Origin of the sequence: Tepidiforma flava (assembly GCF_027594505.1) — a bacterium.
Classification (GTDB): Bacteria; Chloroflexota; Dehalococcoidia; order Tepidiformales; family Tepidiformaceae; genus Tepidiforma; species Tepidiforma flava.
Map to the genome: position 1 here is coordinate 95,768 of NZ_CP115149.1, position 24,040 is coordinate 119,807.

Consider the following 24,040-nt stretch of genomic DNA (forward strand, 5'->3'; position numbering starts at 1 on the left):
GCCGTCGCCGGGGCCGGCTGCGCGGGCGGCAGCGGCGCGGAGGTGCTCGGTGAGCCCGCGGGCGGAGTCGAGGATGCGCTCGCGGTCGGTCTGCCATTTCTCGGCGAGGAACTGGAGGACGCGGGGAACCCGGGGCGGCCGTGGGCGTCTTCGGGCGGGAAGTAGGTGCCGGCATAGAACGGCTCGCCCTCCGGGGTGAGGAAGACGGTCATCGGCCAGCCGCCCTGGCCGGAGATCGCCTGCACGGCGGCCATGTAGACAGCGTCGACATCGGGGCGCTCTTCGCGGTCGACTTTGACGTTGACGAAGTAGCGGTTCATGAGGTCGGCGATGGCCGGGTTTTCGAAGGATTCGTGGGCCATCACGTGGCACCAGTGGCAGGAGCTGTAGCCGACGGAGAGGAGGATCGGCTTTGCTCGGCGCGGGCCCGTTCGAACGCCTCGCTGCCCCACGGGTACCAATCGACGGGGTTGTCGGCGTGCTGACGGAGGTAGGGGCTGGTTTCGTTCGCAAGGCGGTTCGGCATGGGTTCCACGGTACAGGATTCGCGTGTGCGCTGCTGTCGACAGCCGGGGCAGGCAGGCGCAGAATGCCGCGCATGGCAGCTGACCTGGTCTTTCGGAACGCGCTGGTCATCGATGGGACGGGGGCGCCGGGCTTCCTGGCGGACGTGGCGGTCGAGGGGGACCGCATCGCCGCAGTGGGCGAGGCGCCCGCCGGGCGGCGGGAGGTGGACGCGCGGGGGCTGGTGCTCTGCCCCGGTTTCGTGGACACGCATTCGCACGACGACGGCGCGTTCCTGCGGCACCCGGATATGGCGTTCAAGCTGGCGCAGGGCGTGACGACGGACGTGAGCGGGAACTGCGGCTTCAGCACGGTGCCGAACGAGCCCGGGCGCGAGTACATGCCGGGGGACATCTCGGGGCCGGGCGCGGGGTGGACGGACCTCGCGAGCTACTTCGCGGCGTGCATGGCAAAGCGGCCGGCGATCAACAACCTGATGCTGGTCGGGCACAACCGGGTCCGGGCGCACGTGATGGGGTTGGAGCGGCGGGCGCCGACGCCGGACGAGCTGGCGGCGATGCGGGGGCACGTCGCGCGGGCGATGGAGCAGGGCGCCGCAGGGCTCTCGACGGGGCTGATCTACGAGCCGGGGCGGTACGCGCGGACCGAGGAGGTCATCGCGCTGGCCCGGGAGGCCGCGCCGTACGGCGGACTGTACGCGACGCACATGCGGAACGAGGCGGACCGGCTGCTGGAGGCGGTGGACGAGGCGATCACCGTCGCGCGGGAGGCGGGCACGGGGCTCCACATTTCGCACCACAAGGCGGCGGGGCGGCGGAACTGGGGCCGGGTGGGCGAATCGCTGGCGAAGGCCGACGCGGCCCATGCCGCGGGGACGAGCGTGACGCTCGACGTCTACCCGTACACGGCGGGCAGCGGGCCGATGTGGCAGTACGTGAACCTCGAAGCGATCGACCGGGAGTGGGCGGAGAACGTGATGATCGCGAGCTGCCCGGACCGGCGGGAGTTCGAGGGGCGGATGGTCCCCGACATCGCGGCGAGCGAGGGGTGGTCGGTCGAGGAGGCGGTGCGGCAGATCCTCACGGCGCCGCGTGGCAAGGAGGTCATCTGCATCCAGTTCATCATCGATGAAGCGGATATCGAGACGAACCTGCGCCACCCGCGGATGTTCATCGGCTCGGACGGCATCCCGGTGCTGAAGGGAACCCGCACCCGCGGCTGTTCGGGACGATGCCGCGGGTGCTGGCGCGGTACGTGCGGGAGCGGGGCGTGCTGACGCTCGAAGAGGCCATCAGGAAGATGACCTCGGCGCCGTGCGAACGGTTCGGGCTGGCAAAGCGGGGGCAGGTGCGGGAGGGGTGGTTCGCTGACCTGGTCCTGTTCGACCCGGCGACCGTCGAGGACCTCGCGACCTACGAGCAGCCGAAGCAGGAGCCGCGCGGCATCCGGATGGTGGTGGTGAACGGGCAGGTGGCATACGACGACGGCCGGCACACCGGCGCCGGGAGCGGGCGGATGCTGCGGTATCGGCAGGAGGCGTGAGGCCGCCGGGCCGGTAAGGGCCGGGAGCCGTATAGTCGCGGGCACGACGTTCAGCCCAGGAGGGGATTCGCATGCAGAAGCCGGCAGTGGCGCTCGCGGCGGCGGTCGGCCGCAGGAAATGGACCGCAGAGACGGCGAAGCAGCTCGAGGCGGCGGGGTTCGCGGGGATTTACTGCGCGAGCTTCGGGGACGGGATGGGGCTCTGCCTCTCGATTGCGCACGCGACATCGACGATCAAGTTCGGGACGTCGATCATCCCGATTTATTACCGGGTTCCGTTCGACCTCGCACAGTCGGCGGCGTACATCCACGAAATCAGCGATGGGCGGTTCTACCTCGGCATCGGGGTAAGCCACGCGCCGGCGAACGCGCGCATCGGGGCGAAGCCCGGCAAGCCGCTGAGCGACATGCGGCAGTACGTGGAGGCGATGCGGGCGGCTTCGCAGCAGGTCGGCCCGCTGCCGCCGATCGTGCTCGCGACGCTGCGGAAGAAGATGGTGGAGCTGGCCGTGGAGATTGCCGAGGGCGCAGTCTGGGCGAACGCAGCGCGCAGCCACATGCCGGAGTCGCTCTCGCACATTCCCGCGGAGAAGCGGGAAGGCGACTTCTTCATCGGCGACATGATCCCGATGTGCATCGACGACGAGGACCCGGCGGCGGCGGCGAACGTGATGAAGCGCGTGCTGACCGGGTACGTGATGCTGCCGAACTACCGGAACTACTGGAAGGAAGCCGGATACGTCGAGGAGATGAAGGCGATCGAAGCGGCGCTGCGCGCTGGCGACCGGGAGGCGCTGCCGGGGCTCATGTCGGAGCGCTGGCTTTCGGATTGCACCCTGTACGGCACCCGGAAGCAGGTGCTGGAGGGGCTGGAGCAGTGGTTCGCGGCCGGGGTGAAGACGCCGATCGTGGTGCCGTCTTCGACGAAGGGCGGGCAGGTGAAGGCGTTCGAGGAGCTGTTCGCTGCCTTCGCGTGACGCCGGCGGGCGCGCCTCCCTACAATGGGTGGCGTGTTCGAGCGCGAACTGGAGGCGGCGAAGGAGGCAGCGCTGGCGGCGGGAGGGGTCATCGAGCGCTTTCGGCGGGAAGGCGTCCGGTACGGCCGGAAGGCCGGCCGGGAGCTCGTCTCGGAGGCGGACCTCGCGGCGGCGGCGCTGCTCGAACGGCGGCTGCTGGGGGCGTTCCCCGATGACGGCTGGCTGAGCGAAGAGCACCGCGACTCGCCCGCGCGGCTCCGGGCGGCGCGGACGTGGGTCGTCGACCCGATCGACGGGACGCGGGAGTACCTCGAAGGCGTGCCGGAGTTTGCGGTCTCCATCGCGCTGGTGGCGGACGGCGAGCCGGTGCTCGGGGTGGTGCACAACCCGGCGACGGGCGAGCTGTTCGCGGCGGCCTGCTGCGGGGCGGAGGAGCGCCCGGCGACCGAGCCGACGGGCCAGCCGTTCGAGGCGCTGGTCGGGCGCGGCGAGCATGCGTGGGACGACCTGCCGCCGCTGCCGGAAGGCACGCTGGTGCGGCCGATGGGGAGCGTCGCGTACCGGCTGGCGCGGCTGGCGCAGGGCGACGGCAACGCAACACTGACGGGCTTCGGCCGGGCGGAGTGGGACGTCGCGGCGGGCGTGGCGCTCTGCCGGGCGGCCGGGCTCCGGGTGACCGGGGTGCTGGGCGACCCGCTCCGGTTCAACCAGCCGCGGCCGGTGGTGCGCGGGCTGCTGGCGGCGGAACCGGGGCTGCACGAACGGCTGACACGCTTCTTCATGCAGTTCGCGCGGGGTAGCCCGCAGGGAGGCAGGCCATGGGCATCGGCATCGGGTTCGGCGTCGCGGGGTTCCCGTTTTCGTCGGCGGACGCGTTCGGGCGGTGGATCGACCTGCTGGAGGAGCGCGGCGCGGATTCCGTCTGGTTCAGCGAGCGGCTGGTTTCGAGCACGCCGACGCTGGAGCCAATGGCGGCCATCGGGATGGCGCTGGGAAGGACGCGGCGGCTGAAGGCGGGGATGAATGCCGTGGTGGTTCCGTTCCGCGACCCGCTGGTGCTGGCGAAGGAGTGCGCCACGCTCGATTACCTGAGCGGCGGGCGGCTGCTGCCGGTGTTCGGGGTCGGCGACGAGCGAGCACCGGAATGGCGGGCGACCGGCCGCGACCCGCGGGGCCGCGGAGCAGCAGCGGACGAGGCGCTGGAGATCATGGCGCGGTTGTGGACGGGCGAGCGGCTCACGTTCGAAGGCCGGCACTTCCGTTACCGGGAGGCGGTCATCTCGCCGCTGCCGGTGCAGCAGCCGCTGCCACTCTGGATTGGCGGGAGTTCAGAGGCCGCCATCCGGCGGACGGCGCGGCTGGGGACGGGCTGGCTGGCGGGCCTGCAGACGCCGGCGCAGGTGGCGCCCGTCGTGGCGGCGGTCAAACGGGCCGCGGCAGAGGCGGGGCGAACGATCGATGAAGACCACTACGGGGCCGGCTTCTCTTACCGGTTCGGGAGCATCGATGAGCCGGCGGTGCAGCGGCAGCTGGCCGGCCTGGCGCGCCTGCCGGGCGTCGGCGACCCCGCCGCGCTCGTCGCGGTGGGCGGCGCGGAGGAGATCGCGCAGCGCTTCCGCGAGTTCATCGCAGCCGGGGTGTCGAAGTTCGTGGTGCGGCCCATCGCTGAGAACGACGACGACCTGGCGGCGCAGACCGCGCGGCTGCTCGATGAGGTGGTGCCGCTGTTCGCGCCGCCGAAGGTCAGCGGGGAGCGGCGCGAGCCTGACCCAGAGGTCGGGCGGCTCGCCGGCATCGCGGACGAAGACCCCGGAGGCGGTGAAAATGGCCGCCGGGCCGCCGGCATCGGTGATGGCGACCGCGCCGGGGCGCTCCCAGGCCGGCACCTTCTGGTCGATGAGCAGGTCCGAGACCTTCCGCGTGACGCCGCGCCAGGCGATGCGGTCGCCGGGCTGGAGGTGGCGGGCGCGGAGAGCGCCGCGGAGACTCGCGGCGGCGAGTCCCGCGACAGGGGACTGCGGTGCCGGTTCCGCGGGGGAGGTGAGGACGTCGACGCGCCACGGCCCGAAGCGCCGGCTGCCGGGGACGTCCGGGAGCACCGGCGGCAGGGGCTCGACGGGTTCGAGGCGCGGGCCGATGCGGACGCGGCCCGCCGAGACGTCGACGGCGGTGTCGCCGAACGCGACCGAGCCGGAACCGCGGCGGAGCACCTGCCGGAGGTTCTCGAGCCGGGTGCGGTTGACGGCCGGTTCGAGGTGGAAGAACGCGGCCTCGCGCTCGACGACGAGCCAGAGCGACTCGGCGGGGAGGCCGGCGAGCGCGGCGGCCTCGTAGACGGCGCCGACGGGGCCGCGGTCGACCGCGCGGGCTTCGAACGAGCGGCGTTCGAGGAGACCGAAGGCGTCACGCGCACTCTCGGCGAGGCCGAGGAGCGCGTCATCGATGGAGGGATTGAAGGCGGAGAGCGCCGGCAGCAGTTCGCTCCGGATGCGGTTGCGCGTGTGGACCGGGTCGCGGTTGGATTCGTCGGCGCGCGGCTGGAGGCCGAGGTCGCGGCAGACGGCGAGGGTGTCGGCGCGCCGGAGGCTGAGCAGCGGGCGGAGGAGGGCGCCCGGCCGCGCCGGGCACCTGTCCTGCCGGGAGCATGCCACGGAGGCCGCGGACGCCCGTGCCGCGGAGGAGATGGAGCAGGACGGTTTCGGCCTGGTCGTCGCCCGTGTGGCCGGTGACGACGGCGTCGCACTGCTCTTTTCGGCGGCGAAGGCGAGGAACTGGTAGCGCATGAGGCGGGCGGTCTCCTCGATGCCGCGGCGCTGGCGGGCGGCGACTTCGCGGACCGGGCCTTCGCCCGTGACGGCTTCGAGGCCGAGGGCGGCGGCATGTTCGCGGACGAACTGGAGGTCCTCGGCGGAGCCTGGCCGGAGCTGGTGGTCGAAGTGGGCGACCTTCAGGTCGAGGCCGAACCGCTCGCGGAGGCGGAGCAGGAGGTGGAGGAGGGCGAGGGAATCGGGGCCGCCGGAGACGGCGACGAGGAGGCGGGTGCGGCCGCGGAAGAGACGCTCCTCGGCGGCGAAGCGCTCGACACGCCGGAGGGCCTGCCTGAGGGCACGAGAGGCGCGGGCGGGCGGTTCGGACGGCCCAGGAGCGCCGGGGAAGGGCGCCCAGCCAGGGCCGGGAGACTGTTCAGCGGGGAAGAGCCGCTGCCACCAGGTGCCTGAGGGCTGCGCTTCTTCGGCGGCCGGGGGCTGATGACGACAAACGGGATTTCCCTTCGCGGATGTAGCCGTAGCGGCGGCGGGCCTCCTGTTCGACGTAGGCATCGGAGGCGACGTAGGCGCGGACGGCTTCGAGGTAGGCCTTCTGTTCTTCGAGGGCGCGGAGCTGCTCTTCGGCGCGGGCGCGGGATTCGCTCAGCTGGCTGGAGCGGTACATGCCGAGGACGGCGGTGTAGACGAAGTAGCCGCCGATGAGGAGGCTGACGACGATGACGAGGCGGGAACGGCTCAGCAGCGGCGGCGCCATGACTCAGGTGGAGACGCTACGCGCGGGGGCGGCAAGGTTCAAGGGTTCTTCGAGATGGCAGACGTCGTTGAGAGCCTGGATGGCGGCGCGGCCGTGCTGGATGGAGATGGTGGTGACGGACGCGAGGTCCAGCCGGAAGTTGCGGAAGCTGGCGACCGGGATGCCGAGGAGCTGGCAGACCAGGACCCGGAGTGTGAAGTTGTGGGAGGCGATGACGGCGACGCGGTCGGGGCCGGCGAGCAGTTCGGCGGCGAGCGGTTCGAGGCGGCGCGCGAGGTCGGCGAGAGATTCGCCGCCGGGCATCGGGACGGCGGCGGGGTCGTCGCCGGTCCAGGCCCGGTAGAAGTCGGGGAAGCGTTCGCGAATCTCGGCGTAGGTGAGGCCTTCGGTCTCTCCGACATCGAGCTCGGTCAGCTCGGGCCGGACGTCGACCGCGAGGGCGTGGTGGTCGGCGATGGCGCGGGCGATGGCGAGGGCGCGCTGCAGCGGGGAGGAGAGGACGGCGTCGATGGGCACGCGGGCAAAGCGGGCAGCGAGGAGCTCGGCCTGGAGACGGCCGCGGGGCGAGAGGGGCACGTCGGCGCGGCCGAGCCCGCGCTCTTCGGCGTTATGGTTAGTTTCACCGTGGCGAACGAGGTAGAGCAGGCTCACGGGAGGGCCTCCTCCCGGGCTCGAGGGGCGCCCAGAGGCGGGCGATGAAGGGGCGGAAGCCGAGCGCCGCCCAGAAGCGGGCGGCCTCTTCGTCGGCGGCGAGGACGGGCATTTCGAAGTGGCGGACGCCATCGATGGCGGCGGCCCAGCGGGCGATCGCGCCGACGAGCGCGCGGGCGATGCCGCGGCGCCGGTACATGGGCTCGACCCAGAGGTAGCCGATGGTGGCGTGGCGTTCGGGGAGCCGGTCGGGGCCGGCCGACTCGATGGCGCCAGAGATGAAGCCGGCGATGTCGCCGCCGCACTCCGCGACGAAGACGCTGGCGGTGCCGCGTTCGACCTGGCTGCGCAGGGCCGCTTCGAACTGCTCCGGTGCAACGGGGGCGAGGACGATGCGCGGGTCGACGCGGGCGTTGTGTTCGCGGGCGCGGAGCCAGAGCGGGTAGAGCGTGCCGGCATCGGCCGCGACGGCAGGGCGGACCTGGAATGCCGTCAGAGGTACTGGCCGTGGCGTCGCCATAGTTCCCTCGCTGGCGAGCGGTCGTCGAGGACGATGCCGGTTCGCACGAAGCTCTGCGGCTCGAAGCCGGGAACGAGCGCGGCCAGTATAGCTTCCGGGCGGGCGGTGATGTGCTGGTCGGTGCGGAGGCGCATGGCGAGTTCGGTGCCGCCGTCGATGGGGCGGGCGGTCAGCCAGGCGGTGGCAGCGCGGAGGTCGTAGGTGCGTTCGCGTTCGCCGCGCTCTTCGCGCCATTCGAGCGCGGGGAGGGCGAGGAACTCATCGACCCGGGCGCGCGCGACGGCGGGGTCGAGCCCCGGAATGGCGGCGCGGTAATCGGACCAGAGCATGGCGGCCTGGGGCTGGGGCGCGCCGAGGGGGACCTCGCGCGCGCCGACGAGGGCGAGGTCGCCGGTGGCCTGTGCGGCGAGCCGGGCCTGGAATTCGGCGGGGTCGATGCGGGATTCGAGGATGACGTCCATCACTTCCTGCTCCGCCGTGAAGCCGAGGGGGAGCGGGGAGGCGAAGAAGAGCTTCGGGTGGGGAGTGAAGCCCTGCGAATAAGCGAGCGGCAGGCCGGCGCGGCGGATGGCGCGCTCCCAGAAACGGAGCACATCGAGGTGGGAGATGTAGCGGACGCGCTCGCCTTTGCGGAACCAGGTGCGGATGCGCTGCTGGCTGCTCACGCTGCCGATGGTAGCACGGCGCGGGGTCAGGACCGGGGAGGACGCGGGCGGCGAGCTCTTCGGCGGCCGTATGGGGGTCGAGTTCGCGGCTGGCGATGCGCTCGGTCAGGGTTTCGATGACGGCCGAGGGCGCCGCCTTGCGAATTTCTTCGAGGATAAGCTGCTGGGTGATGGCCAAGAGCTGGTGGCGGGCATCCTCGGCGCGGTGCGCGGCGAGCTGGCCGGTGGACTCGAGGTAGGCGCGGTGGTCGTCGATGGCATCGACGAGCGGGCCGAGGCCTTCACCCCGGGTCGCGATGGTCTTGAGAATCGGCGGGCGGCGCTGGTCGGCCGGCGAGAGCGCGAGGAGGGCCTGCAGCTGGCTGACGAGGACGTCGGCGCCGGGGTGGTCGGCTTTGTTGACGACGAGGATATCGGCGATTTCGATGATGCCGGCCTTGAGCGCCTGGATGTCATCGCCGGTGCCGGGGTTGTTGACGAGGACGGTGGTCATGGCGGTGCCGGCGATTTCGACTTCGTCCTGGCCGGCGCCGATGGTCTCGATGATGACGTAGTCGAAGCCGAAGGCGTCGACGACGGCGACGACGTCGGCGATGGCAGGTGCGAGGCCGCCGAGCGCGCCGCGGCCGGCCATGGAGCGCATGTAGACGCCGGGATCCATGGTGACGTCCTGCATGCGGATGCGGTCGCCGAGGAGGGCGCCGTGGGTGAAGGGGCTGGAGGGATCGACGGCGATGATGGCGACGGTCTTGCCGCGGCGGCGAAGTTCGGCTGCGAGCGCGCCGGTGAGAGTGCTCTTTCCGGAGCCGGCGCCGCCGGTGATGCCGACGATGTGGGCGCGGCCGGAGTGCGGGAAGAGGGCGCGGACGTAATCGCGGCCTTCGAGGGTGCCGTTTTCGACGCGGGTGATGACGCGGGCGAGCGCGCGGCGGTCGCCCGCGAGGAAGCGCTGGACGAGCTCGTCCACGTTACTTCTTCACGTTGTCGTAGACGAACTTGACGATGTCCTGGGTGTTCGTCCCGGGGCGGAAGATGGCTTTGAAGCCGAGCTTCTGGAGGGCTTCCGTGTCTTCTTCGGGAATGATGCCGCCGCAGAAGAGGAGGACGTCGTCGAGGCCGCGCTTTTTCAGTTCTTCGACGACGCGGGGAAGAGTTCGAGGTGGGCGCCGGAGAGGATGGAGAGGCCGACGACGTCGACGTCTTCCTGGAGTGCCGCCTCGGCGATCATCTCGGGGTCTGGCGGATGCCGGTGTAGATGACCTCACAGCCGCCGTCGCGGAGGGCGCGGGCGACGACCTTCGCGCCGCGGTCATGGCCATCGAGGCCGGGTTTCGCGATGAGCACCCTGATTTTGCCGGTTGCGGTTGCTGTCGACATGGCTCCCCTCGGTGGTGGTGGTGCAGGTGAGCGTTATGGTAGCGAGCTAGCGCGCAGTGCGCTGGATGAGCTGGAGGTTGACGCCGTGGGAGGACTTCGGCGAGACGAAGGCGATGCCGTTGTTCGGGTCGCCGACGCGGTAGCCGAGGCCGCGGAGGTGTTCGACGGCCGCGGCGACGTCGTCGACTTCGATGGAGAGGAGGTACTGGCCTTCGCCGCGCTCTTTGGCGAACTGGGCGACGGGGCCCTGGTCGGTGAGGGGCTGGATAAATTCGAGGGCGCTGTCGCCGATGGGCATGAAGGCGTTCTTGATGCCGAGGGCGGGGATTTCGCCGCCGCGGGAGGGGTCGACCTGGAGGTCGAAGTGGCGGGCGTAGGTGGCGGTGGCCTGGTCGAGGTCTTTGACGACGATGCCGACGTGGTCGATGCGCAGGGCTTTCATGCGGATGCTCCGGTTGCGGGTGGGATGGCGTCGTACTGGATGAGGGCGAATGGCACGCCGTGGGTGCCGGTTTTGACGGTGGCGATGAGGGCGCCGGGCTGGACGGCGGGTTTGGGTTCGCCGACCTCGCAGCCGAAGGCGCGGAGGCGCTCGACGGCGGCGCGGATATCGCGGACGGCGAGGACGAGCCCCCAGAGGCGCGCTCTGACTTCTTCGCCGGGCTTCGGTTCGGGCGGGCCGGCGAACTCGAGGACGACTTCCTGGAGTTTTGCGAAGGCGAGCTGCGCGCCGGTGCCCGGCCGGGTCATGGTGCGCTTGATTTCGAGGCCAAGGTTGCGGCGGAACGTCTCGGCGACCGCCCCGGAATCGTTCGAGGCGATGACGATGTGGTCGATGTGGGTGGCGCCGATGCCGTCCATGGGGGTGGCCTAGTGCCCGTGCTGGCCTTCGATGGGTGTGGCGAATTCGACCAGGACGCCGTGGTTGGAGCGGGGGTGGAGGAAGCAGATCATGCCGGCGAGTCCGACGCGGGGCGCCTGGTCGATGAGTTCGATGCCTTTCTGGCGGGCTGCTTCGAGCTCTTTCGCGACGTCATCGGATTCGAAGCAGATGTGGTGCATGCCTTCGCCGCGGCTGGCGAGGAAGCGGGCAACGCCGGTGTCGTCGCGGGTGGGTTCGAGGAGTTCGATTTCGGAGTTGCCGATCTGGAGGAGGACGCCGCGGACGCCCTGGTCTTCGATGACTTTATCGGCGGTGACGGGCAGGCCGAGGGCGTCGCGGTAGAACTTGAGGGCTTCATCGGCGGAGTGCACGACGATGCCGACGTGGTGAATCTTAGTGAGCATGGCGGCTGGTACCCCTCAGGACGTGGCTTCTTCGATGATGGACTGGGCGCCGGTGCGGCGGGCGCCTTCCATGCCGGCAAGGCGGGCGGCGATGGCGTGCCAGTGTTCGCGATCGTGGTCGATGACGGCCGTGACGAGCCGGCGGTAGCGGGAGCCCTCATCGGCGAGGTCGTCGTCGCTGATGTGCGCGAGTTCGTCGAGGAGCCGCTGGCGGCCGGTGCGGAGCTGTTCGAGGACGCTGAAGAAGTCGAGGCTGCGTTTGCGCTCGACGTGCTCGCGGTTCCAGGCGTCGAGGCGGGAGCGGTTGAAGTCGTAGAGTTCTGGCCGGCGGCCTTCGCGGAGTTCGCGGATGGCGGTGACGACCTCAGCTTCCCAGCTGGCGACGTGGCCGACGATATCTTTGACGGACCATTCGCCGATGAACGGGCGCTCGATATCGCGGATGCGGCACGTCTCGACGTTCCGGATGAGCTGGTTCCGCTCGAGTTCGAGCTCGGCGAGGAGGCGGCGCCGCTCGTCGGCGCGGGTCCGGACGTCGTCGTCGCTCATCAGATGAACACCGGTTCGCGCTGCTCGCCCCAGACCTTGCGGAGGCGGTGGGAGATTTCGCCGAGGGTGACGCGGTTTTCGACGGCCTCGACCATGAGGGGGACGAGGTTTTCGGTGCCGCGGGCGGCTTCTTCGATGCGGCTGAGCATGTGCTCAACGGCGGCGTTGTCGCGGGTGGCGCGGAGATTGCGGAGCTTTTCGACCTGCCGCTGGCCGATGGCGGGGTCGACGCGGAGGATTTCGGGCTGCTCTTCTTCGGCGACGATGAACTCGTTGACGCCGACGATGATGCGCTCTTTGTTTTCGACCTGCATCTGGTAGCGGTAGGCGGCTTCCTGGATCTCCTTCTGCTGGAAGCCCTGTTCGATGGCCGCGAGGGCGCCGCCCATGCTGTCGATGGCGGCGATGTACTCGCGGGCCTCGGCTTCGAGGCGGTTGGTGAGGTCTTCGACGAAGTAGGAACCGCCGAGCGGGTCGACAACATCGGCGACGCCGCTTTCGTAGGCGAGGATCTGCTGTGTTCGGAGCGCGATCTGGACGGCCTTCTCGGTGGGGAGGGCGAGGGCTTCGTCCATGGAATTGGTGTGGAGGGACTGGGTGCCGCCGAGGACGGCCGCGAGGGCCTGGACGGTGGTGCGGACGATGTTGTTCTCGGGCTGCTGCGCGGTGAGGGTGGCGCCGCCGGTCTGCGTGTGGAAGCGGAGCATCTGGGAGCGCGGGTTCTTCGCCTCGAAGCGGTCGCGCATGATGTGGGCCCAGAGGCGGCGGGCGGCGCGGAACTTGGCGACTTCCTCGAGGAAGTTGTTGTGGCAGGCGAAGAAGAAGCTGAGGCGGCCGGCGAAGTCATCGACATCGAGGCCGGCGCCGATGGCGGCTTCGACGTAGGCGATGCCGTTGGCGAGGGTGAAAGCGATCTCCTGGGCGGCGGTGCAGCCGGCCTCGCGCATGTGGTAGCCGGAGATGGAGATGGTGTTCCACTGCGGCACGTGGTCTTTGCAGTAGGCAAAGATGTCGGTGATGAGCCGCATGGAAGGCTTCGGCGGGTAGATATAGGTGCCGCGGGCGATGTATTCCTTGAGGATGTCGTTCTGGACGGTTCCGCCGAGCTTGTCGGGGAGACGCCCTGCTGCTTGCCGACGGCGACGTAGAGGGCGAGGAGGATGGCGGCGGTCGCGTTGATGGTCATCGAGGTGGTGACCTTATCGAGGGGGATGCCGTCGAAGAGGGTCAGCATGTCCTCGATGGAGTCGATGGCGACGCCGACTTTGCCGACTTCACCGGCGGCCATCGGGTCGTCGGAGTCGTAGCCGATCTGGGTGGGAAGGTCGAAGGCGACGGAAAGGCCGGTCTGGCCCTGGGCGAGGAGGTAGCGGTAGCGCTGGTTGGATTCCTCGGCGGTGCCGAAGCCGGCGTACTGGCGCATGGTCCAGAAGCGGCCGCGGTACATGGTGGGCTGGATGCCGCGGGTGAAGGGGAATTCGCCGGGGAACCCGAGCTGCGTGACGGGGTCCCAGCCTTCGAGGTCGTCCTGTGTGTAGATGGGCTCGATGGGCATCCGCCCGGTGGTTTCGAAGGAGGGCTGGCGCTCGGGGCGCGCTGGATGGCCTTGGCGTAGGGGCCCTGCAGCCACTCGCGCTTGGTGGTTATCGGCATGCTCTGGCGACTCCGGGGACGCTTGGGCGGGTTCTCACGAACGCCGGTGCAGTCTCCGAAGTATAGGAGCGGGAAAGCGGGGGCGGCAAACGCGCGCTGCGGCCCGGTCAGGGGTCGCGGGTATCGCGCGCTTTCTCCCGGAGCCGCTTGAGGCGCTCCTCTTCGAAATCGACGATGGGCCGCACGATGGCGAGGCGGCGGCGCCGCTCGTGGAGGTCATCGTCGTAGGTATGGATGCGCTGTGCCTGTCCCATATCGGCATGTTCGGCAGCGGGTCCGCCCATCTGCAATGCGGGATTGGCCTGATTTGCGGCCGAAAGGTGCGCGGGCCGCGGCGTCGGGGATTCCAGTTGACAGAATGAGGGTATTTACCTCTTGACAAAGGTGCTTATAATCTCGGCCACCATGCCGGCGTGCGCGCCGGTGAAGGTTTGGGAAACGGCAGGTAAACGTGGACGAGGCCAGCGCGTACCGCTTCCTCAGCTGCCTCCTGGTCGCACCGGCGGGCATGGAGACGCGGGGATTCGTGCGCGCGCTGCACGGCGGGGGCTGGCGGTGCTGGAGCGGGAGCCCGGGGAGACGGCGCTCCGGATGGCGGAATCGGGAGAGTTCGACATCGTCTGCCGGGCGGTGGACGGCGACGGCGTGGGCGGGCTGGTCGATATCGCGCGGCTGGCGGGCTGGGGGCGGCCGGTCGTGGCGGTGTTCGAAGCAGCGGCGCCGGAGCTGGTGGCGGAGGCGTTCGCGGCCGGGGCGGACGCGTGCCTCGAGCTGGGAGCGGACCCGCGAGTGGTGGTGGCGCAGGTGCGGGCCGTGCTGCGGCGGGCGGGCGCGTATGATGCGGGTGCGCCGGGCAGCAGCGGCGTCCTTCAGGTCGGCGACCTGGTGGTCGATGTTGATCGGTGCGAGGTGCAGCGCGGGGGATGGTGGTACCGCTGACCGCGGCGGAGTTCCGCATCGTGGAGTACATGGCCCGCAACAGCGGGCGGGTACTCAAGCCCCACGAGATTCTGAACGCCGTCTCGGACGATTACCGCTATCTCCCGCGGGAAGCACAGGACGTGTTCAAGGTCTACGTCCGCCGGATTCGGCGGAAGCTCGAGCCGAACGAAGAGGCGCCGCAATACCTGGTGACGGTGCGGGGCTTCGGGTACCGGCTCGAGGGCGGGCGGGAGCGAGTGGCGCTCCCGGCGCGGCAGGCCTGAGGCGCGGCCGCGGCTCCCGGGCGCTCGCCTCCCGGGAAGGTTGACGTGGGAGAGCACGACAGCGAGCCTGAGGATGTGATCCTCGAGCGCCTGCAGGAGGCCGCATCGGGTGATGCCACCGTGCGCCAGCTCCGGCGGCGGTACGACCTGCTCCGGCAGGACTACGAGCGGCTGCTGGACCGGCTGGGAGAGCTCGAGGAGCGGCTGGCGGAGGCGACCCGGGCGCCGGCGGCCCCGGCGACGCCGGTGGGCGCGGCGCTGGCGGAGGCGCTGGCAGCGCCGCTGATGCAGCTCCGGCAGGAGTACCTCGCGGCAGCGGCCGGTATCGCGCAGGTCGTATCGGGGCTCGAGGGGCTCGCCGGCGGACTGAAGGGCCAGCACGGCTCGGCGAGGGCGGCGGAGGAACCGGCGCGCGGCGAACCCGCCCCGCGCGGCAGCAGCAGCGCGTGCAGGTGGACGTGCGCGGGAGCGGATTCGGCGAATTGCTCGATTTCCGGGAGCGGCTGATGCACCTGCCGGGGGTCGCGCGGGTCTCGATCAACGCAATTGATAACGAGCGGGCCACGCTCATCGTCGAGCTGGCGTAGCGCGGCAGCGGCCAGGCGCTAGACTTGCCCCGGCTCTGCTGAGCCGGACGGAGGCGCGCGTGGACATCGAACGGTACAACGCGGATTGGCTGCGGGCGTGGACGGAGAAGGACGTGCCGCGGCTGCTGGAGTTCTACCACCCGGAGACGGAGTACCGGGATGCGCAGGTGCCGGGCGGCATCAAAGGCCACGCGGCGCTGCAGGCGTACCTTGAGGGGCTGTTCGCGGCGACGCCGCCGATGACCTACACGCCGGACGAGGTGTGGCCCATTCCCGGCGGCTACTGCGGCCGCTGGTACTGCACGATTTCGCTGCCGGACGGGTCGACGCGGCGGCTGCGCGGGTTCGACCTCGTGCTGCTGGAGGGCGACCGCATCACCTTCAATGAGGTCTACACCCACAACCTGCCGTAGGCGGCGTCAGCGCGCCCGGAGCCCGCGGAAGAACGTGATGATGTCGCCTGCGAGGAGGCCGGGCTGCTCGAGCGCCGCGAAGTGCCCGCCGCGGGGCATTTCGGTCCAGCGGACGATGTTGAAGCGCTGCTCGGCCCAGCGGCGCGGGACGCGCCAGGGTTCGCGCGGGAAGACGGCGACGCCGGTCGGGACTTCGACTTTCGGATAGACGAAGCCGGCGGGGTCGCGGCGCGCTTCGTAATAGATGCGGGCGGCGCTGGCGATGCTGTTGGGCGCCCAGTAGAACATGAGGTTGGTGAGGAGGACGTCCTTCGAGAACGTCTTCTCGATGTCGTCGCCGACGTCGCCCCAGGTGTGGAACTTTTCGATGACCCAGGCGGCGAGGCCGGCGGGCGAATCGGACTGCGCGAGCGTGAGCGAGTCCGGCTTGGTTCCCTGGGTGAGGGAGTAGCCGGTTTCGTTCGCCTGGAAGGCATCGCGCTCGGCGATGCGCTGGCGGTCTTCGTCGGTGGGGTCGGGCGGAGGCTGGACGAAGAGGAAGTTGAGGTGGGCGCCGATGACGTGGCCGGGGTAGGCGGAGGCCATCTTGGCGGAGATGATGCCGCCCCAGTCGCCGCCCTGGACGCCGTACCGCTGGTAGCCGAGTTCCTGCGTCATGAGGGTGTGGAAGGCGGCTGCGATGCGGCTGATGCCCCAGCCGCGCTCGCGGGGCTTGCCGCCGAAGCCGAAGCCGGGGAGCGCCGGGATGACGAGGTCGAAGGCGTCGGCGTCGGTGTGGCCGTGGGCAGCCGGGTTCACGAGGCGGTCGATGATGAAGTAGAACTCGAAGATGGAGCCGGGCCAGCCGTGGATGAGGAGGAGGGGAGTGCGCCGGGCTTGCCGCTTTTGATGTGCCAGAAGTGGATATCGACGCCGTCGACCTCCGCGAGGAAGCCGGGGTAGCGGTTGAGGTGGCCTTCGTGGAGGCGCCAGTCGTAGCCGTTTGCCCAGTAGTCGCAGAGCTGGCGGATGTAGCTGAGGTTTGCGCCGTAATCCCAGCCGGCGTCGGCGAACTGGTCGGGCCAGCGGGTGCGGGCGAGGCGCTCGCGCAGGTCGATCAGAACCTCGTCGGGAACGTGGATCGTGAAGGGGCGGATGCTCATGGCGGGGAATGATAGCGCCGGTCGGGCGAGGACGCCTTGACCGGGCGGCGGGAGTGAACCTAGCATGAAGCGACGGCGCTGAGGTAGCTCAGTTGGTAGAGCACGGCACTGAAAATGCCGGTGTCCTCGGTTCGATCCCGAGCCTCAGCACCAGGCATGCGAGCACCGCTGGCCCGGCCTTTCGGCCGGGCCACCGTCGTTTTCCGGGGCACGTCAGGCGGCGGCTGGCGCCTCTGCCGGGAAGTGGACGAAGCGGCCATCGAAGACGGCAAAGCGGCCGCGGAGGTCGGCTTTGAAGGCGCGGACGATGTCCTGGGCGTCTTCGAGGATGAGGTGGAAGGAGTGCCGGGTATCGAGGCGGACTTCCACGGCGTAGCCCTGGTGGTGGATGGCCTCGATGCGGCCGGAGATAGGGGCCGCGAGCGTCTTGCGGTTGGTGACGGGGAAGGAGCGGGTTTCGCGCATGGTGCACCTCCAATCGTTCCCTGGCTGTGGCACCTTCCGGGGTTTCCCCGGGGTTGCCGGGCGGTCGTCGGGCCAGGTCCCTCGCGCCACTCGTGATTGGGGATGGGGTTGCGGCGGATGCCGCCGGGTGTTGCGCCGGGGGCGCGAATCGGGCGGTGCGGCTCTCCTTTCCGGGGCAGCGAAAAGCCCCTCACGGGGAGGGGCTGGCGTTCGGATTGCCGGTGCCCCTCCGGGTTCGAGGGGCGGGTATGCGATACCCGCCGTTGGTTGCCCCGTCATGCGGGGCCGCGTCATGGTGGCACCTTGGCGGCGTTACCAGGTTGCCGGGCAGCTCGCGCTGCCGCTCGGGACGCTTCGGGGAAAGGATAAGGAGGTCGGGCGGGCTGTCAAGCGATCGCGGGCGTCACGTGAGCTCCGCCACGATGTGGAGGAGCTCGCGGGCTGCGAAGTCGAAGAATTGAGCCAGCTCCGAGTACGCTTTCTTGGCGTCCTGGCAGAAAAACGCTGTAAAGCCGCCCTCAGCGATACGTACGCCCGGGGATCCGGATAATGAACTTCATAGACTTCCAGTTCCGACCTGGCGTAGACGGCGGACGCAATATCCTGCGTGACAACTTTCGTCCATGGATATTCAAGGTCGAATCCAGAGTCGAAGATCTCCCTCATATCCTGTATACTAACTGCCGCCTCGATCGGGACTATAACCGAATTATACCATGAGTAAATGACAAGCTTCGTCGTCTCTTCGTCGATCACCTGGAAAAACCCAGGTCTCGAACCGTGTCCGAACACTCCTGGACAGCATATTTTAGCGCCGAAGCGCAAATCACCTCATCCCAGTAGAATTCCTCAATCCAGTGCCCACAATTCGACCAGATATCGAAACATATCGGACACACCTGAACGCAAACGTCGCAAAGGAGCGTGTACCTGTTGCGCTCTTTATCGAAGTACGGCCGCGACTTTTCTGCGCCACCAGGACAGTTGATGTGCAGCCGTGACCAATTTTCGACGGCGTGGTCGATGATATCTTCTTCGCGAATCAACACCATGAGACCATCACCTGAATCGATGAGCGCTCGTTCAGCCGCTCAATTCTCAGCGTTTTCCGCACTCTGGGACGACCATTGGCGTGCAGGCAGTATACCGGCAGAGTTCGCGCGGGTCACGGCTCGGCGTGGGAACGCGGAGGCTGGCGAGCATGCGAGGGGTGAACCCGGCGAGCGCTGATCTCGCGAGGAGCAACGAAGGCGACGATAGCGGACAAGCACAACGGCGCGCCGACCCGGGCGCGCCGTTTCGTTGCCTGCCGTCAGAAAGTGGCTCCCCGGCGAGGATTCGAACCTCGAACCTAGCGGTTAACAGCCGCGCGCTCTACCGTTGAGCTACCGGGGAACACGTTGAGTTTCGGACGGCGGGCCGGGACGCGCAACCGGAAGGCGCCGGCGTTGCCGCCGCGGGAGCCCTGATTCGGGGCCGGATTTCGATCACATCTCCATCTGCGCGGCCCGGGAGAACGGGAGACGGCCGCCGGCGGGGAGTCACGTGCGCCCCCAGGTGGATCCCCCGCCGGTGGCCGCGAGTCGAGCATGGCACGGGCGGCGGGGGCGTTCACCGGGAATTGGGCAAGTCGGCCGTAAAATGCCGGAAAACTCGCGAAGGCGGTACGCCCCGTGCCCGTTCCCGTCGTTGGACTCATCGGCTGCGGCCATATCGGCCGGTTCCACTCGCGCAACCTGCGCGGCGCCATCCGGGCCGGCGCGGCCGAGGCGCGCTACGTGGCGGTATGCGACCGGGACCGGGCGCGAGCGGAGGCGTTCGGGGCAATCGTCGGCGCGGAGCTGGTGACGGACGACGCGGCGGAACTGTTCGAGTTCCCGGGGCTGACCGCGGTGTACATCTGCACGGAGACGGCGGAGCACCCGGCGCTCGTCCGGGAGGCAGCCCGGCGGGGGCTGGACGTGTTCTGCGAGAAGCCGCTCGCGCGGACGCTGACCGAGGTGGAGGAGATGGTGGGGGCTGTGGAGGCTGCGGGCGTCATCAACCAGGTCGGGCTGGTGCTGCGGTATTCGCCGGTCTTGACAGTGCTGGCCGACCTGATGCGCGACCCGGGGCTCGGGCCGCTGCTCACGGCGCACCTGCGGGATGACCAGTTCTTCCCCATCCGGGGCCACTACCGGAGCACGTGGCGGGGAGTTTCGAGCGGGCCGGGGGCGGGACGCTCATCGAGCATTCGATCCACGACGTGGACGTGTTCCGGTGGCTGTTCGGGGAGGTGACGGCGGTGCGGTGCCACACGCGGGAGGCGACGCCGGGGCACCCGGGCATCGAGGACGTGGCGCTCGTCACGTTCCAGCACGAAGGCGGACACCAGACGACGCTGACATCGGTGTGGCACGGGCTGGATGACCGGCCGTCGACGCGGTACCTCGAGGTGTTCTTCGAGGGCGGGTATTTCGCGACCGAGCACGACTTCATCGGACCGATTCGCGTGCAAGGCCGCAGCGGGCCGGTGCGGGAGATGAGCGCGGAGGAGGTGTTCGAGCGGTACGTGGAGCTGGCCGGGCTGGATGAGGAGACGGCCGACCTTGCCCGCGCGGGGATGATGGAAGACGTGGCGTTCCTGCGGTGCGCGGCGGAGCGACAGCCCGCTTTTCCCGACTTCCGGACGGCGCTGGCGGCCCACCGGGTAGTCGACGCCTGCTACCGGAGCGCCCGGGACGGTGCTGAGGTGCAGCTGGCATAGACGACATCGCTGTCGTATACGCGCCGTCTATGGCTGGAAGCGAATGTCCGTTTACCGGTCGATAGCGATCGGCTAGCATTGGGGCCATTCGGCCCGTTCACCGGTGCCAGACCCGCGAAGGGACGGGCCGGGAGGCCCGCCCGAGGAGCAAGGAATGACGACGGAGACGCTAAAAGACCTCTACGAAATCGGAGAGATGCCGCCGCTCGGCCATGTGCCGAAAAAGATGTATGCGCAGGTGATCCGGCAATCGCGCTTCGGCCAGCCGACGCAGGCGTTCCAGGTCGAGGTGATCGACGTGCCGGAGCCGGGGCCGGACGACGTGCTGGTGTTCGTGATGGCGGCCGGCGTGAACTACAACAACGTCTGGGCCGGCCTCGGCGTGCCGGTGGACGTCATCGCGGCGCGGCAGAAGGAAGGCCAGCCGTGGGACCACCACATCGGCGGGTCGGATGCCTCGGGCATCGTGTGGGCCGTCGGTTCGAACGTGAAGAACTGGAAGGTGGGCGACGAGGTCGTCATCCACTGCGGGACGTGGGACGTGCACGCGCCGGAGATCGCGGCGGGGCTCGACCCGATGTATCACCCGAGCTACCGGATCTGGGGCTACGAGACGACGTGGGGATCGTTCGCGCAGTTCACGCGCGTCCAGGCGCACCAGTGCATGCCGAAGGCGCCGCACCTGACGTGGGAGGAAGCGGCGGCGCCGACGCTCGTGGGCGCGACCGCGTACCGGATGCTGTTCGGGTGGCCGCCGCACACGGTGAAAGAAGGCGACGTGGTGCTGGTGTGGGGCGGCGCCGGCGGGCTCGGGTCGATGGCGATCCAGCTGGCGGCGCAGGTCGGCGCGAAGCCGATCGCGGTGGTTTCGAGCGAATCGAAGTTCGATTTCTGCATGCGGCTGGGCGCCGTCGGCTGCATCAACCGGAAGAACTTCGACCACTGGGGCCGGCTGCCGGACTGGCAGGACAACGAGGCGATGGCGCGGTTCACGGCCGGCGCGCGCGCCTTCGGCAAGGCGATCTGGGACATCCTGGGCGAGCGGAAGAACCCGCGGATCGTCTTCGAACACCCGGGCCAGGACACGGTGCCGACCTCGATCTTCGTGTGCGACACGGGCGGCATGGTGGTCATCTGCGCGGGCACGACGGGCTACAACGCGGACGTCGACCTGCGCTACCTGTGGATGCGGCAGAAGCGGCTCCAGGGCTCGCACTTCGCGAACGACGAACAGGCCTATGCGTTCAACGACCTCGTGGTGGCGGGCAAGATCGACCCGTGCCTTTCGAAGGTGTTCAAGTTCGAGGACACGGGGCTGTGCCACCAGCTGATGTACGAGAACCGGCACCCGGACGGGAACATGGCGATCCTGGTGGGCGCGCCGCGCGAAGGGCTGAAGACGCTCAAGGGGGCGTGACGCGCGGGCCCCTTGGCGGGCCTTTGGCGACGTGCCTGATGCGGGCGCCCGGCGACCAACGCCGGGCGTCCGCTGTTTCTGTAGTGCAGACTCAGTTGCCGAGGGCGGGCCCGGGGGCCGGGCGAGCCGGCTCGGCCGGGGAGCCGGCGGGCGAGCGGCCAAAGATGTGGCGGGGCTGGAGAAGCGCCATGGCGACCAGGAAGGCGGCGACGAACAGGCCCTGGCCGGTGAACATGGCGCGGGCGCCGATGGCGTCGGCGAGCTGGCCGAGGGGCCAGTGCCATCAGCGGCATCGCGCTGAAGCTGAGCATGTTGATGCTCATGACCCGTCCGTAGAACTCCGGGCGGGCGGCTTCCATGGTGAGGGTGCTGTTGATGGTCTGGTAGGCAGTGAGGGCGAGGCCGAGGACGAGGGTCGCGGCGAGGGCGCCGCCGAAGCCGAAGACCTGCGAACCTGCCGCGAGGGCGACGAGGCCGGCGCCGCCGACGATGCCGGAGGCCCACTGGAGGAGCGCCTTCCGGTCGAATTCGGTGAGTGAGGCGATGGCAAGGGAGGCGAGGAGGGCGCCCGCGCCGGAAACGGATTGCAGGAGGCCGTACTCGCGCTCGCCTTTGCCGAGGTCTTCCTGCACGAAGCCGGCGAGGAGCATGACGTAAGGCATCACGAAAAACGCGACGGTGAACATCATCAGGTTGAGCGTGCGGAGGCGGGAATCGGAAAGGACGTAGCGGAGGCCGTCGCCGATTTCGCGCCACATGCCCTGGCGGGCGGCGCCGGGGTGCGGGACGGCGCTGCCGAGCCCGGTGGGGATGCCGAGGAGGGCGAGACAGGCGACGCCGTAGAGCGCGGCCTGGGTGAAGTAAACGGATTCGAGGTTCCAGTGCGGCGGCCATCGCGCCGGCGACAGCGGGGCCGAAGAGGCGGGTGGCGTTCATGGCGGCGTTAGACATCGCCATGGCGGCCATGAGGTTCTGGGGGCCGACGAGGTAGACCATGAGCGGCATGCGGGCGGGCATGCCGAGGGCCATCGCCGTGCCGCCTCCCAGCCCGAGGAGGAAGAGCCAGCCGATGGTGATGGTGCCCGTCACGAGCATGAGCGCGCTGATGAGCGCGAGGGCGCCAGTCGCGACCTGCGAGGCGAGGGTAAGGTTGCGCTTTCGAAGCGGTCGGCGAGGGAGCCGCCGACGAGCGAGAAGAGGAGCATCGGCAGGCCGAAGGAGAGCGATATGAGCCCCACGGCGCCGAAGGAGCCGGTCAGCTCCCACGCGAGGAGTGCGCGGGCGACCATCTGCATCTGCATGCCGGTGAAGGAGAAGAGGGAGGAGGTCCAGAGCAGCCGGTAGTGCCGGTTATCGAAGACGACGAGGGCAGCGCGGAGGGAGGGGCCGCGGGAGCGGCCGGGCAGCGCTGGCGCGGGGCGGAATTCAGCCACCGGGGCGGCTCCCGGGGAACCCGAGGGCGGTTCGGCTTTCGTTCATTCGCGCAATTCTAACGGGTTCGCGGCGGGGAGTGGGCGCGCGCATCGTCCCTAGCCGGCGGGTGGGGGATACTTCGCACACACGAACTCAAACAGGACTGTTGCATGGCCAGGGACTACGCAGCTGACATCGCGGACCCGATTGCGCGCGAGATCGTGACGAACGTCGGGGTGTGGGTCGACCGGGAAGTGAAGCCGGTGGCGAGCCACTACGAACATGCGGACGAGTTCCCGGAGCCGCTGGTGAAGGGGATGTCGGAGATGGGGCTCTTCGGCATCAAGATCCCGGAGAAGTACGGCGGGCTGGACCTGACGTTCGAGTGCTACGCGGGCGTCTGCATGGAGCTGGCGCGGGGCTGGATGAGCCTCGCGGGCATCATCAACACGCACGTCCTCGTGGGGTACGCAATCAGCGAGTACGGGACTGAGGAACAGAAGCAGAAGTACCTGCCGCGGCTGGTGGAGCCGGAGATCCGGTGCGCGCTGAGCATCACGGAGCCGGACGCGGGCTCCGATGCGCAGGCGATCAAGACGACGGCGCGGCGGGACGGCGACGACTACATCATCAACGGCCAGAAGATGTGGGTGACGAACGGCCAGCGTGCGGGCGTCTACCTCGTGCTGACGAAGACGGACCCGGAGGCGCAGCCGCGGCACCGGGGCATCACGGCGTTCCTCGTCGACGCGGGGACGCCGGGGTTCACGCCGGGCCGGAAGCTGGAGAAGCTGGGCTACAAGGGCGTCGAGACGACGGAGCTGACGTTCGACGACGCGCGGGTGCCGGCCTCGCAGGTGCTCGGCGGGAAGGAAGGCCGGGCTTCCAGCACGTGATGAGCGCGCTGGAGGTGGGGCGCATCAACGTGGCGGCCCGCGGCGTCGGGGTGGCGCAGGCGGCGTTCGACGACGCGATCCGGTACGCGCAGAAGCGGGAGGCGTTCGGGAAGCCGATTTTCGAGCACCAGGCCCAGCAGCTGCGGCTGGCGGAGATGATTACGAAGATCCGGGCCGCGCGGCTGCTGACGCTGGACGCGGCGCGGAAGAAGGACTCGGGCGTGCGGAGCGACCTCGACGCCGGCATGGCAAAGCTGTTCGCGACGGAGATTGCGCAGGAGTGCGTGCTCGATGCGATGCGCATCCACGGCGGGCTCGGCTACAGCAAGGAGCTGCCGCTGGAGCGGTACTACCGCGACGCGCCGCTGATGGTCATCGCGGAAGGGACGAGCGACATCCAGAAGATCGTCATCGCCCGGAACATCGTGAAGGATTACCCCGTCTAGCGGTGGCGGGCGCGGCGACGGCGAACAATTCGGACCACGGAG

The 24,040-nt window shown here is 69.5% G+C and carries 25 protein-coding genes, 2 tRNA genes, 7 pseudogenes and 2 riboswitches; of the genes and pseudogenes, 15 read left to right on the top strand and 19 right to left on the bottom strand.

Features of this window, described 5'->3' with window-relative positions; all coding sequences use genetic code 11:
• Positions 1-182: 182 nt before the first annotated feature.
• Positions 183-526: pseudogene (locus O0235_RS15170) on the bottom strand (DUF255 domain-containing protein); the annotation flags it as partial.
• 72 nt (positions 527-598) lie between these two features.
• On the opposite strand from O0235_RS15170, the gene O0235_RS00640 reads away from it, so the two are divergent.
• From O0235_RS00640 to O0235_RS15175, 5 genes and pseudogenes are all read left to right on the top strand, one after another.
• Positions 599-1,801 carry an N-acyl-D-amino-acid deacylase family protein gene (locus O0235_RS00640; RefSeq protein WP_270056688.1) on the top strand — a complete coding sequence of 401 codons (1,203 nt, stop codon included), beginning with the start codon at positions 599-601 and terminating at the stop codon, positions 1,799-1,801.
• Complete coding sequence (locus tag O0235_RS00645; RefSeq protein WP_270056689.1) at positions 1,765-2,067, top strand: amidohydrolase family protein; 303 nt, start codon at positions 1,765-1,767, stop codon at positions 2,065-2,067. Before O0235_RS00640 ends, O0235_RS00645 begins: the two co-directional genes overlap by 37 nt.
• Before the next feature lie 71 nt (positions 2,068-2,138).
• A complete protein-coding gene (locus O0235_RS00650; RefSeq protein ID WP_270056690.1) occupies positions 2,139-3,044 on the top strand; it encodes an LLM class flavin-dependent oxidoreductase in 906 nt (301 codons plus the stop codon).
• Positions 3,045-3,077: 33 nt separating this feature from the next.
• Positions 3,078-4,055: an inositol monophosphatase family protein gene (locus tag O0235_RS00655; RefSeq protein WP_270056691.1), complete on the top strand. Its 978-nt coding sequence runs from the start codon at positions 3,078-3,080 to the stop codon at positions 4,053-4,055.
• Positions 3,941-4,501: pseudogene (locus O0235_RS15175) on the top strand (LLM class flavin-dependent oxidoreductase); the annotation flags it as partial. The gene O0235_RS00655 and the pseudogene O0235_RS15175, both read left to right, overlap by 115 nt.
• A gap of 351 nt (positions 4,502-4,852) precedes the next feature.
• On the opposite strand, the pseudogene tilS reads toward O0235_RS15175, so the two are convergent.
• From tilS to O0235_RS00725, 13 genes and pseudogenes are all read right to left on the bottom strand, one after another.
• Positions 4,853-6,121: pseudogene (gene tilS, locus O0235_RS15180) on the bottom strand (tRNA lysidine(34) synthetase TilS); the annotation flags it as partial.
• 106 nt (positions 6,122-6,227) lie between these two features.
• Positions 6,228-6,566 (bottom strand): FtsB family cell division protein, encoded by a 339-nt coding sequence (locus tag O0235_RS00670; protein ID WP_270056692.1) that lies wholly within the window; start codon positions 6,564-6,566, stop codon positions 6,228-6,230.
• 3 nt (positions 6,567-6,569) lie between these two features.
• On the bottom strand, positions 6,570-7,217 hold the full coding sequence (locus tag O0235_RS00675; protein ID WP_270056693.1) for a histidine phosphatase family protein: 648 nt from the start codon (positions 7,215-7,217) through the stop codon (positions 6,570-6,572).
• Positions 7,186-7,737, bottom strand: a complete 552-nt coding sequence (locus tag O0235_RS00680) for a GNAT family N-acetyltransferase (protein ID WP_270056694.1) — start codon at positions 7,735-7,737, stop codon at positions 7,186-7,188. The genes O0235_RS00675 and O0235_RS00680 overlap by 32 nt, the downstream gene beginning before the upstream one ends.
• Positions 7,710-8,402 carry a TIGR03936 family radical SAM-associated protein gene (locus O0235_RS00685; protein ID WP_270056695.1) on the bottom strand — a complete coding sequence of 231 codons (693 nt, stop codon included), beginning with the start codon at positions 8,400-8,402 and terminating at the stop codon, positions 7,710-7,712. Before O0235_RS00685 ends, O0235_RS00680 begins: the two co-directional genes overlap by 28 nt.
• Positions 8,403-8,514: 112 nt before the next feature.
• A pseudogene (meaB, locus tag O0235_RS15185) lies at positions 8,515-9,369 on the bottom strand (methylmalonyl Co-A mutase-associated GTPase MeaB); the annotation flags it as partial.
• Between the two features lies 1 nt (position 9,370).
• Positions 9,371-9,779 (bottom strand): annotated as a pseudogene (locus tag O0235_RS15190) (cobalamin B12-binding domain-containing protein).
• 46 nt (positions 9,780-9,825) lie between these two features.
• Positions 9,826-10,221, bottom strand: a complete 396-nt coding sequence (locus O0235_RS00700; protein WP_270056698.1) for a VOC family protein — start codon at positions 10,219-10,221, stop codon at positions 9,826-9,828.
• A complete protein-coding gene (locus O0235_RS00705; RefSeq protein WP_270056699.1) occupies positions 10,218-10,640 on the bottom strand; it encodes a VOC family protein in 423 nt (140 codons plus the stop codon). Before O0235_RS00705 ends, O0235_RS00700 begins: the two co-directional genes overlap by 4 nt.
• Positions 10,641-10,649: 9 nt before the next feature.
• Positions 10,650-11,066 (bottom strand): methylmalonyl-CoA epimerase, encoded by a 417-nt coding sequence (gene mce / locus O0235_RS00710; RefSeq protein WP_270056700.1) that lies wholly within the window; start codon positions 11,064-11,066, stop codon positions 10,650-10,652.
• A gap of 15 nt (positions 11,067-11,081) precedes the next feature.
• Positions 11,082-11,615: a DinB family protein gene (locus O0235_RS00715; RefSeq protein ID WP_270056701.1), complete on the bottom strand. Its 534-nt coding sequence runs from the start codon at positions 11,613-11,615 to the stop codon at positions 11,082-11,084.
• Positions 11,615-13,170 (bottom strand): annotated as a pseudogene (locus tag O0235_RS00720) (acyl-CoA mutase large subunit family protein). Before O0235_RS00720 ends, O0235_RS00715 begins: the two are co-directional and overlap by 1 nt.
• A 205-nt stretch (positions 13,171-13,375) precedes the next feature.
• Positions 13,376-13,522: a hypothetical protein gene (locus O0235_RS00725; RefSeq protein ID WP_270056702.1), complete on the bottom strand. Its 147-nt coding sequence runs from the start codon at positions 13,520-13,522 to the stop codon at positions 13,376-13,378.
• 337 nt (positions 13,523-13,859) lie between these two features.
• On the opposite strand from O0235_RS00725, the gene O0235_RS00730 reads away from it, so the two are divergent.
• The 4 genes from O0235_RS00730 to O0235_RS00745 all read left to right on the top strand — a co-directional run bounded on the left by O0235_RS00730 (position 13,860) and on the right by O0235_RS00745 (position 15,473).
• On the top strand, positions 13,860-14,207 hold the full coding sequence (locus O0235_RS00730; RefSeq protein ID WP_270056703.1) for a hypothetical protein: 348 nt from the start codon (positions 13,860-13,862) through the stop codon (positions 14,205-14,207).
• The gene (locus O0235_RS00735; RefSeq protein ID WP_270056704.1) at positions 14,192-14,473 is read left to right on the top strand and encodes a winged helix-turn-helix domain-containing protein; all 282 of its coding nucleotides are present in this window, start codon (positions 14,192-14,194) and stop codon (positions 14,471-14,473) included. Before O0235_RS00730 ends, O0235_RS00735 begins: the two co-directional genes overlap by 16 nt.
• A 45-nt stretch (positions 14,474-14,518) precedes the next feature.
• Positions 14,519-14,980, top strand: a complete 462-nt coding sequence (locus tag O0235_RS00740; protein WP_270056705.1) for a hypothetical protein — start codon at positions 14,519-14,521, stop codon at positions 14,978-14,980.
• Between the two features lie 139 nt (positions 14,981-15,119).
• Positions 15,120-15,473: a nuclear transport factor 2 family protein gene (locus O0235_RS00745; protein ID WP_270056706.1), complete on the top strand. Its 354-nt coding sequence runs from the start codon at positions 15,120-15,122 to the stop codon at positions 15,471-15,473.
• A gap of 6 nt (positions 15,474-15,479) precedes the next feature.
• On the opposite strand, the gene O0235_RS00750 is transcribed toward O0235_RS00745, so the two are convergent.
• Positions 15,480-16,370: an alpha/beta fold hydrolase gene (locus O0235_RS00750; protein WP_308445683.1), complete on the bottom strand. Its 891-nt coding sequence runs from the start codon at positions 16,368-16,370 to the stop codon at positions 15,480-15,482.
• On the bottom strand, positions 16,268-16,615 hold the full coding sequence (locus O0235_RS00755; RefSeq protein ID WP_270056707.1) for an epoxide hydrolase N-terminal domain-containing protein: 348 nt from the start codon (positions 16,613-16,615) through the stop codon (positions 16,268-16,270). The genes O0235_RS00750 and O0235_RS00755 overlap by 103 nt, the downstream gene beginning before the upstream one ends.
• A 77-nt stretch (positions 16,616-16,692) precedes the next feature.
• Here O0235_RS00755 and O0235_RS00760 point away from each other — a divergent pair.
• Positions 16,693-16,768, top strand: a tRNA-Phe gene (locus O0235_RS00760).
• Positions 16,769-16,828: 60 nt separating this feature from the next.
• Here O0235_RS00760 and O0235_RS00765 read toward each other — a convergent pair.
• Positions 16,829-17,080: a hypothetical protein gene (locus O0235_RS00765; RefSeq protein WP_270056708.1), complete on the bottom strand. Its 252-nt coding sequence runs from the start codon at positions 17,078-17,080 to the stop codon at positions 16,829-16,831.
• A 7-nt stretch (positions 17,081-17,087) separates the two neighbouring features.
• A riboswitch (SAM riboswitch) is annotated at positions 17,088-17,182 on the bottom strand.
• Positions 17,183-17,333: 151 nt separating this feature from the next.
• Positions 17,334-17,438: riboswitch (SAM-I-IV-variant riboswitch) on the bottom strand.
• A gap of 962 nt (positions 17,439-18,400) precedes the next feature.
• Positions 18,401-18,475 (bottom strand) — tRNA-Asn (locus O0235_RS00770).
• A gap of 278 nt (positions 18,476-18,753) precedes the next feature.
• On the opposite strand from O0235_RS00770, the gene O0235_RS00775 reads away from it, so the two are divergent.
• The 4 genes from O0235_RS00775 (at position 18,754) to O0235_RS00790 (ending at position 21,782) form a co-directional block, all read left to right on the top strand.
• Positions 18,754-19,359: a Gfo/Idh/MocA family protein gene (locus tag O0235_RS00775; RefSeq protein ID WP_270056709.1), complete on the top strand. Its 606-nt coding sequence runs from the start codon at positions 18,754-18,756 to the stop codon at positions 19,357-19,359.
• On the top strand, positions 19,326-19,826 hold the full coding sequence (locus O0235_RS00780; RefSeq protein WP_270056710.1) for a Gfo/Idh/MocA family oxidoreductase: 501 nt from the start codon (positions 19,326-19,328) through the stop codon (positions 19,824-19,826). The genes O0235_RS00775 and O0235_RS00780 overlap by 34 nt, the downstream gene beginning before the upstream one ends.
• Positions 19,827-19,980: 154 nt before the next feature.
• The gene (gene ccrA / locus O0235_RS00785; protein ID WP_270056711.1) at positions 19,981-21,243 is read left to right on the top strand and encodes a crotonyl-CoA carboxylase/reductase; all 1,263 of its coding nucleotides are present in this window, start codon (positions 19,981-19,983) and stop codon (positions 21,241-21,243) included.
• A gap of 188 nt (positions 21,244-21,431) precedes the next feature.
• A complete protein-coding gene (locus tag O0235_RS00790) occupies positions 21,432-21,782 on the top strand; it encodes a hypothetical protein (protein ID WP_270056712.1) in 351 nt (116 codons plus the stop codon).
• A 546-nt stretch (positions 21,783-22,328) separates the two neighbouring features.
• Here the strand turns inward: O0235_RS00790 and O0235_RS00795 are convergent.
• Positions 22,329-22,676 (bottom strand): MFS transporter, encoded by a 348-nt coding sequence (locus O0235_RS00795; protein ID WP_270056713.1) that lies wholly within the window; start codon positions 22,674-22,676, stop codon positions 22,329-22,331.
• Positions 22,677-22,826: 150 nt separating this feature from the next.
• Between O0235_RS00795 and O0235_RS15195 the strand changes: the two are divergent.
• Positions 22,827-23,998: pseudogene (locus O0235_RS15195) on the top strand (acyl-CoA dehydrogenase family protein).
• The last annotated feature ends 42 nt before the right edge of the window (positions 23,999-24,040 follow it).